14 protein-coding genes are annotated in these 7,846 nt (G+C 45.2%); 1 reads left to right on the forward strand and 13 read right to left on the reverse strand.

Annotated elements, in window-relative coordinates:
• Position 1: 1 nt before the first annotated feature.
• The 8 genes from GVO63_RS06715 to GVO63_RS06750 are packed head-to-tail and all read right to left on the reverse strand — an operon-like array spanning position 2 to position 2,554.
• A complete protein-coding gene (locus tag GVO63_RS06715; protein WP_159578668.1) occupies positions 2 to 268 on the reverse strand; it encodes a hypothetical protein in 267 nt (88 codons plus the stop codon).
• Positions 258 to 407 (reverse strand): hypothetical protein, encoded by a 150-nt coding sequence (locus GVO63_RS06720; protein ID WP_159578670.1) that lies wholly within the window; start codon positions 405 to 407, stop codon positions 258 to 260. Before GVO63_RS06720 ends, GVO63_RS06715 begins: the two co-directional genes overlap by 11 nt.
• Positions 404 to 1,036 (reverse strand): tyrosine-type recombinase/integrase, encoded by a 633-nt coding sequence (locus GVO63_RS06725; protein ID WP_159578672.1) that lies wholly within the window; start codon positions 1,034 to 1,036, stop codon positions 404 to 406. Before GVO63_RS06725 ends, GVO63_RS06720 begins: the two co-directional genes overlap by 4 nt.
• The gene (locus GVO63_RS06730) at positions 1,029 to 1,211 is read right to left on the reverse strand and encodes a hypothetical protein (RefSeq protein ID WP_159578674.1); all 183 of its coding nucleotides are present in this window, start codon (positions 1,209 to 1,211) and stop codon (positions 1,029 to 1,031) included. Before GVO63_RS06730 ends, GVO63_RS06725 begins: the two co-directional genes overlap by 8 nt.
• On the reverse strand, positions 1,204 to 1,458 hold the full coding sequence (locus tag GVO63_RS06735; protein WP_159578676.1) for a hypothetical protein: 255 nt from the start codon (positions 1,456 to 1,458) through the stop codon (positions 1,204 to 1,206). Before GVO63_RS06735 ends, GVO63_RS06730 begins: the two co-directional genes overlap by 8 nt.
• Positions 1,439 to 1,945: a phage regulatory CII family protein gene (locus GVO63_RS06740; RefSeq protein ID WP_159578678.1), complete on the reverse strand. Its 507-nt coding sequence runs from the start codon at positions 1,943 to 1,945 to the stop codon at positions 1,439 to 1,441. Before GVO63_RS06740 ends, GVO63_RS06735 begins: the two co-directional genes overlap by 20 nt.
• On the reverse strand, positions 1,938 to 2,375 hold the full coding sequence (locus tag GVO63_RS06745) for a hypothetical protein (protein ID WP_159578680.1): 438 nt from the start codon (positions 2,373 to 2,375) through the stop codon (positions 1,938 to 1,940). The genes GVO63_RS06740 and GVO63_RS06745 overlap by 8 nt, the downstream gene beginning before the upstream one ends.
• A 5-nt stretch (positions 2,376 to 2,380) precedes the next feature.
• The gene (locus GVO63_RS06750; protein WP_159578682.1) at positions 2,381 to 2,554 is read right to left on the reverse strand and encodes a hypothetical protein; all 174 of its coding nucleotides are present in this window, start codon (positions 2,552 to 2,554) and stop codon (positions 2,381 to 2,383) included.
• A gap of 120 nt (positions 2,555 to 2,674) precedes the next feature.
• Here GVO63_RS06750 and GVO63_RS06755 point away from each other — a divergent pair, with 120 nt between their 5' ends.
• The gene (locus GVO63_RS06755) at positions 2,675 to 3,544 is read left to right on the forward strand and encodes a hypothetical protein (protein ID WP_159578684.1); all 870 of its coding nucleotides are present in this window, start codon (positions 2,675 to 2,677) and stop codon (positions 3,542 to 3,544) included.
• Here the strand turns inward: GVO63_RS06755 and GVO63_RS06760 are convergent.
• From GVO63_RS06760 to GVO63_RS06780, 5 genes are all read right to left on the reverse strand, one after another.
• The gene (locus tag GVO63_RS06760) at positions 3,541 to 4,080 is read right to left on the reverse strand and encodes a hypothetical protein (protein ID WP_159578686.1); all 540 of its coding nucleotides are present in this window, start codon (positions 4,078 to 4,080) and stop codon (positions 3,541 to 3,543) included. The two genes, GVO63_RS06755 and GVO63_RS06760, sit on opposite strands and share 4 nt — an antisense overlap.
• Positions 4,073 to 4,516, reverse strand: a complete 444-nt coding sequence (locus tag GVO63_RS06765; RefSeq protein WP_159578688.1) for a DUF5675 family protein — start codon at positions 4,514 to 4,516, stop codon at positions 4,073 to 4,075. Before GVO63_RS06765 ends, GVO63_RS06760 begins: the two co-directional genes overlap by 8 nt.
• Entirely contained in the window at positions 4,513 to 4,875 is a 363-nt protein-coding gene (locus tag GVO63_RS06770) for a hypothetical protein (RefSeq protein ID WP_159118134.1), read from the reverse strand. Before GVO63_RS06770 ends, GVO63_RS06765 begins: the two co-directional genes overlap by 4 nt.
• Before the next feature lie 84 nt (positions 4,876 to 4,959).
• A complete protein-coding gene (locus GVO63_RS06775; RefSeq protein WP_159578690.1) occupies positions 4,960 to 5,223 on the reverse strand; it encodes a hypothetical protein in 264 nt (87 codons plus the stop codon).
• Between the two features lie 13 nt (positions 5,224 to 5,236).
• Positions 5,237 to 7,837 carry a sialate O-acetylesterase gene (locus GVO63_RS06780; RefSeq protein WP_159578692.1) on the reverse strand — a complete coding sequence of 867 codons (2,601 nt, stop codon included), beginning with the start codon at positions 7,835 to 7,837 and terminating at the stop codon, positions 5,237 to 5,239.
• Positions 7,838 to 7,846: the final 9 nt, after the last annotated feature.

Raw genomic sequence — 7,846 nt, forward strand, 5'->3', positions numbered from 1 at the left:
CTTAGCACCCAACCTTTAGCCATTCGCTCACAGTGCGAGTACTCGCGCCTGCATGCATAATTTGCTGAATCGCTTCTACGTTATGTTTTTCAGTGACTAGGCCTGTGTAGCTTTTCTGCATATTCCATTTGCCGGCGCATTTGTCTTCACAATTCACTGTGGCTAAATACACAGGCCCCATGCCAGGCATTTGCAATGGGAAGTAATTTACCCTGGCAAACGTAGTGCGCAGGTTTTTAAGCTGGTTGTATATGTAATTACTGCTCATGGTGAATAAGTCCTTGGCTGCGCTGGTTTTCTAATAACTTGTCTTCTTGCTCACGTCGCTTGGCATCGGCCAGCAACCGTTCACGCTGACTGGCTATTTCATCGCGCAGTGGCTTAAATGCTTTTTTCACGAAAATCATAGGGCTGCCTCCTGCATGCTTTTGCGCATGTCGTCTCGACTGGGCTGTGTATAAACTTGGGTGGTCGTAATGTGCTCGTGACCTAGCACCTCTTGCACTTCACGCAGCGCTGCGCCGGTTGATGCATTCTGTAAACGACGAACTGCCCACGTGTGGCGAAGCCAATGCGGTGACGCTTTTACGATGCCGGCAACATTACACCAATGCGTCATACGCTCCTGATAACTGCGAATACTCATGCGCTGGCGACGTCTAGATAGAATTAGCGCTGTATCGTCGTACGCTTTTTCAGGTGCTGCAGCAATCATACGCTTGCGAATTTTTAGCAGCGCTTCAAGAGCGCGACGGGCCGCATCGACAAGGTAAATTTCTTGCTTCTTATTTAAGCCGCGCTTGTTGCCTTGCTTACCACCTTTTTGCATGTGTGAGGCAATGTGCAGGTAGCCTTTATCTAGCGCTAGCAGTGCGTCGTCTACGTTCAGCAAATGCACCGTTTCAACACGACGAGCCGTATAGCGCATTAATAGCATCCAGTTAAGGTCGCGCTCTGCTTCAATGTCTTTGAATTTACGGATAGTACTAAACAGCACCTTTTCTTCTTCACGGGTGAAACTTTTAACCTCAGCCATGTGCCCGCTCCTTTTGCTGTTGCTTTGCCAATAAACGTTCTGCTAGTTCATCGCCAAAAAATAAACCTAATGCACCAGGCTTAAGGGCAATAGTTTGACTGGCGCCACAGTTCGTGCTTACTGAACGAATGCCAGCCTTGCGCAATGCGGTTGGAATGTTGGTTTCATTACTCATGGGGCAACTCCATTTTCAACATGCCAGCATTGATGCGCACAATTTCGTGCAGGCCTCTACGTTGACGCTCGTTAAGCTCTGCGTATTGCAGATTAAGCAGCGCTTTAAGCATGGTTTCTTTCAGTTGAAGCTGCATTTTCTGGCGTTTGATAATGAGCTGCAGTTGAAGTGGTGCCATTTCGCCTTGCTCTCGTTGTGTCGCATCAGCTGCAGCCACAGGTAACATTTCAACGTTTGAATGAGCCATGGTCAGCCTCCGCTTTGTTTTGAAGCACAATTTGCATTTTGAACCAGTGGGCAACTTTGATATTGCCAGCCCTGGTAATGCTGTTGAGCTCGGTTGGGGTAATTACGTCGTCTTCGATTGCGTCGTAAATGGTTTGGCAGGTCTGCCCTACAGACGCTTGCCACGAACAAAACTGGTCTAGCAATTTGCCCTCTGTCTTAGGGCTAGCATCAACCGGCACAGCAACGAATCCCAACATGGCGTTAATCTGATAAAGCAGCGAATAACATTGGGTGGTAGCCATCATTTCAATAGCGTCGATTAGTCCTAGCTTATAAGTGGGTAAATTAGGGTTGAGTTCGTTGCGTACTGTATTCGCCGTCTTACCCAATGCGCATGCAAACACCTCTGCAGCATGGGGGTGGCTTTTGAGTAGCAGGTGCGCAGAATGCAAAACTGCGTTATAATTCCTTGGACTTTGCATTAGATCATCCTCATGGTTATGCATTGTTAGTTCCTGCCATGGGCACCTGGTCCGTGCTCGTGGCAATCACCTCTTCTTCGCTTGTACCAAGCAAATTCAGTTCATCGTCTACCTTCTCGGGGTTAAATGCGTGAAATAACGCTGTGAAGTCGTTTAGTGAAATGGATTTAACGAACGCAATGCAGCCATCAAACATGAAGAACATTGACGCTTTCATTACATCGCCATCAGGCAAACTCACTTTAAAATTTCTAATTCTTAGCGACGAGCCGTAGGCCATTTGATAACGGCCAGAATCCATACACGTGATGCTGTAACCGTTGTTGTCTTTGTCCACGATGGCATTGCAAGAAAGTCTGACTCTCAGCTGGCCTTTGTCGGCATGTGAATTTTTAGACTTTTCTCTTACAGCCGAATTAGCGGGTGTGTGCTTTACTTCAGTTAATGAAGGCATGCAGGTTACTCCTGAATAGCAGCTGAAGTCGGGGCTTCAAAATTACTAATACCTGCCTCTACAGCCAACGCAATGATTTGCGAGTTAGAGCGCTTTTCACGCTTAGCGGCCGCCTTGATACGTTTTTCTAATTCAGCACTGGGGCGAAAACACATAGGTTTGTTTTTTACGCTAGACACTGCGAAATCCTCTTTTTTGAGTTAGTATGTTTACAAATGAATACAATGTTTATTATAGGTTCAATATTTGGGATTTGAATTCATTTATTGGGATTTTTAATACCGATTTTGAATAAGACTATGAATTATCCAAACGAAAAAGAATTTACGCCGCGTCTTGAATGGGTGTTGGCTGACAGAAAAATAACGCCATGGGCTAAAAAATTGGGCTTATCATCGGGTACGGCCGCACGATTATTAAGTAACGTGGTGCCAGGTACCGACATTCTAACGGCTATCATGCGCACTGAGCATGTGAACCTGAATTGGTTGCTGGAAGGGAAAGGCACGCCGTTTATGTTAGATAGCTATACGAACGCAGACACCTTCGAAAATATGTTATCTATTCACGCACAAGACGCCCAATACACTGCATATTTATCCGTTGATATGCAAAGCGGTATGGCTTCGGTTGTATTAATGCAGCCAGCTACGTTCGAATTTAAAAACAAGTCTATTGAATATCAGCAGATAGAAACACTCTATGGCCCGTGCAGAAACCCGTTGGCATTATCCGAGGCATTAAAGGGGTGTGACATTCACAGTTTCAGTTTAACGCAACTTGATGCAATGGCATTTAGCCGTGGGCAGTTCGGTACCTATAAGCTACTGGGCGACGACAAGCGTAAGGGATTGGTGAGTAAAAGTGGTGGCGTCGACTTCATGGTGCAAGACGGCAAGAGCGTCTACTTTGCTGAAATAAAAAATCAGACTAGAAAAGAAGGTGTGACAGTTAACCACCTTGTGCCTAAGAACTTTACTTTTTCTATAGATGATAAATTGGAAGTACTCAATATGGTGATCATGTGTGCCGAAGAGCATCATATTGCTGATAAACTGGATAAAGCCACGAAAATGGAAGTGGTAGAAACGCTGGAAGAAATGCATAAGCCCGCATCTGAACTTACTCCCACTGAAATAGAGTTCGCGCTACGGGCCAGTGTTCACTAAGCCCTTTTTTGTGGCCTTTGCCCAAACCACCAAAAGAATATAGTGGTGGCAATGTACGCCACCATTCGCCAAATCTCCATTGCGGCCGCTAAACGAACGTCTTCACCCAGTCCGTCGACTGATTCAACCAGCGCATTGGCTTCTACCAAAATAATAGTAATTGCAACAGCTACGTAAACCGTTAATGACGGTCGTACTAGCCCCCGTATCACATCAACTATACCAAGTAAGCCAATAATCCACGTTGGAGCCCCGTTCTCTGGCATGTATTGGCGCTTGTCGTGTTCGTAGCTTACGGTTTGCATGGTATAAGCGTTGCTGTCAGCTTGGGCGCTGGCTTCTTGCTGAAGAATACGCAGATTTGCGGTAGATTCTAGTTCTACCATTTTCGCGTCGTGTGCGAGGCGCACATTCTCTTGTTTAATATCCAATGCCCGGGTTTTGTATTGAAACAAGCTTTGCACTGCAGAGCCTAAAATACCCGTTGCCCCACCACCTACTACCGCCATTAATGCGTCACCTATCCACTCAATCATGCTGTTTCTCCCAAGCATTGATAATTGTTATGCGTGCTGGTTTGCCAGCAAGAATGTTGTTGAAGTCGCCTATTGCCCTGCGTGTATCGAAAATGGCGCGTTGGTTTTGGTAGGTACCGACGCGGTAACCCATTAATACACAGCCTAGAACGCTGGTCTTAAAGCCTTTTTCTTTGTTGCCGGCAAACGTGCCAGCATGAGCGAGAATACCGCTTCGTTCTGGCACATCTTCAATAAGATAAAGGTGTGAGCGGCCACCAATTGGTTTACGGGTTTTCACCAAACGCATTGAGTACGTGCCTGCAGTAATGCAGCTAAGATTGGGTAAGTTATTGCGCCACGGCAATTCAAGAGTGTGTGCAGACCAGGGGCCAATGTAGATATTGCCTGGTGTACCTTGGTCGTCGGTCTCGTGCCGTATTAGCTGAATATTCAAAATTTCAACTCTACTTTGACCAGGCGATCGTTAATGTCTTTGTTCACCAGCTGCTGTTCACGCATCTGCGTTTTGACTTCTTCAAACTGTCGACGCCATATTTCTTGATCACGTGCTGCGTCTTCGGTGGTATAGCGTTTTTGATTAACCAGATTAAAGGTGGTGATAATTGGCCCAATGCTAGCTTTAAGCTCGGCCATTTGAATATTGAGTTTTTTAACTTCTTCCTGCAGCTGATTATCTTTTGACTGAATATCTTCAAAAACAAAGTTACTCAGGAAGATTAATAACGACAGTATTAACGTTCCCGAGTTGTGATAGAACCAATTTGTAGGCCCTGTTTTGTCTATGTCTGCCATTACCTTACCTGTTCAACTAAAGTAGAAGTTAACAGGTTGCATTTTGACAATTGAATACGCGCAGTGTTAGGGCAATAGTGCTGTCTATTTCATCTTCATAGACGTAACAGCTTCGCGACCTCGGCCCCAATCAATGTGCTTTATTCCTCGTAGTTCAGCCCACTGACGAATAGCGACTTTTATAGGCAGTGATAGGTTACCGTGCCCTAGGTACACGGTAACGCCATCAACCCCTTCAGATTGAGCAATAAATTTAAACACGCCCTCTGGTGATTTCAGTCGCACAATCCTTGCTGTTATGTATTCTTCAACTTCAATATCGTTCAACTGCGTTACCTTATAAGACATGCTTATGTCCTCATTAACCTTGTTTTCTGAAATAAGACGCTTTCTGATATGGCTCTATGACTTTTGCTGTCATTACGAGACCGTCTTTATCGTCGGTGACATACAGCACGAATGTCAGTGTCAAATTACCGTTTTCATCCGTTTGCAAATCACCAATTCTAGCGGCGATAACATCACCACGTATCATGTGAGGGTCGTCGATAGAGCTTATTTTTGACGTTGGTGTAGATATGACTTCGACAGCATGTACACCTGGTTGGTCAAACAAAAAATATCCCTCTGCAGAGGTTTGTATTCCATCGCTTGGGGTAACTAGGAAGCGGAACGCTTCTCGGTTAGAGCGCCCTTCAAATGCTTGCACCGAACCGTCGTTAACCACAGTCCATTGACGTGTATCCAATAGTTTAAGCATTTCGCTAACAGCGAACGCGGCCACATCGATGTTCACGGTACCAGGACTACTTTCTGCACCTTCATCGTCAACAGTAACCAGCTGAAACGTTAAGCGCTGCGCTGTTGTTTTGCTTGGAGACGTTGCCGTAGGCCTTGCAGGGTCTTCTAGGTTAAGGATTACTGTATCACCCGCTGTTTGCGTCCACCGCCATTCGACTATAGTGCCGTCAGTATCTTGCGAACCTGCACCATCGAGCGTGAATTGCGTTGCTGCAGCTACCGATTGGTCGGGGCCAGCGTTTGCGGTTGGGGGGGTATTAGCTACTAGCGCTGAAACCTCATAATTACTGAAAGCACTGGCAACTAAGCTAAAATCACCTGCCCCGTTTGGTAATGAAATCGGCTGGCTTCGTGGGTAAGTAAGACTGCTCGCTGAACTTCCTTTACCCCAGGAAAACCAAACTTTGGCTGTCCCTGTTGGTATCTCGTTCACTGTAATCGTAGCAGTATTAGCATTTTTTCTTTCGAATGATGATACCGTGAGCGCACCAGAACTATCTTCTACATAAATACCTTCTGTCGAATAAGTGGTGTCTGTTAGTAGTAGATTGGCACTAAATGAAACATCAATTTCAGTAGATGAATCACCTGTATTGGCCGAGATAATAGAAGGGATAGAGCCACTAACCAGCCCTCTCATTACATAATACTGAGTAGCGACCTGTTGACCTAATTCAATATAAGCCGCGTCAGTTGCGTGAACTCCATCTTCATTTTGCGATGTGTAAACATTAACTGGGTAGGTATTATCATCTGAAACAATATAGTTAATTTGAGCGTCACGAATTGCTTGATGGCTTGTATTAGTAGCGCCTCCTCTGGTATCGCGACCAAATGTAGCCATAATAATTTCAAGTGTGCTACCGCCTTTACCCGAAAAAGTTCCTCTAACGCGAGTAAAGAACTCATTTAAGGCGCTTAGATACTGAGTCTCAGTCACACCTTCTAAGCTGTCTTTTGTTCCCTGATGCCACCACATAAACGCAATTTCATTAGCGCCTGATGTTGCCGTATTTACGGCATTTACAGTATCGGGCCACAACGAACCACCACTTGAGCGATTCCAGTAATCTGTCTGCCCTGATTCTTGCGTTAATGCAGTACCACCAACACCAGTATTAATAATAAAAACTGGACAATTTTCTGCTGTGATGATTGCTGACGCTATCGCATTAGCGCCAACTCCGGTAGTTGGAGTTACAAACCCGCCATTTGAGTAGACAAAATACCCATCCAATGGGGTTACTACGCCGTCTGTATTCATGTCTTCAGAAAGCGACTGGCCACCAATTAAAATAATATCCGCAACATACCAATCGTTTGTTTGTAAGTCGTTAACGCTCGGTTCGTTTGAAAATCTAACTTCAACGTGAATAGGCGTTAATGATGGTGAGCGGGTAATGCTTAACGTAGATGACACGCCAGATGGTGAAGTATCGAACGTCGCCCAATCTTGAAGCACAGTTGAATCATCAGACGCATCCAATAAACGATACTGCAATGAAGTAGGTGAGCCAGTATACGTGACATTAAAATCAACAGTTGCAGTACCACCACTGTCGCGCTGATATGGATGGTTGTTTTTGGGTGCTTCATCAATGGATATGGAATCTGTTTCAGCAGGAGGCTCAACTGTACTCGACTCAGTAAACTCAATACTATCAACATACTGATCTAACTTGTTAAGACGTATTCCGTGATGTGTCTGCGTCTGGTTAAAGTTAGTGGTTACAGTTACAGCAGCGCTACCCCCGATGCTAACTACTATGCTATCGCCATCCATATCAGCGCTAGGCAGATAAGAATTATTTTGAGTAAAATTAAAACTTCCCGCACCAATTTGAGAATAAGCTCCCGAGCTAAAGGTATAAACTCTTACCTCATCGTTGCCTAACGACATGTTAACAAATATATGTGACCCATCTGCAGGGTTGTACCGCAACACGAAACCCGCAGCACTGCCACTGTCTGCACCAACAAAAATAGGGGCAGATAAATTACCATCTGCTGTTCCCTCAAGCGTAAATACCCAGCGCGGGTTTGCTGGCTCTGGTGATGTGGCAACAGCATGATTATCCTGTATTTCAAACGTTCCGTTTCTAGCTGTTAACCCGCTTGGTAACGGATCACCATTCGCCCCTGTAAAATTAAAAATTGCCATCGCTTATTC

This window comes from Alteromonas sp. KUL106 (genome assembly GCF_009811415.1).
Taxonomy (GTDB): domain Bacteria; phylum Pseudomonadota; class Gammaproteobacteria; order Enterobacterales; family Alteromonadaceae; genus Alteromonas.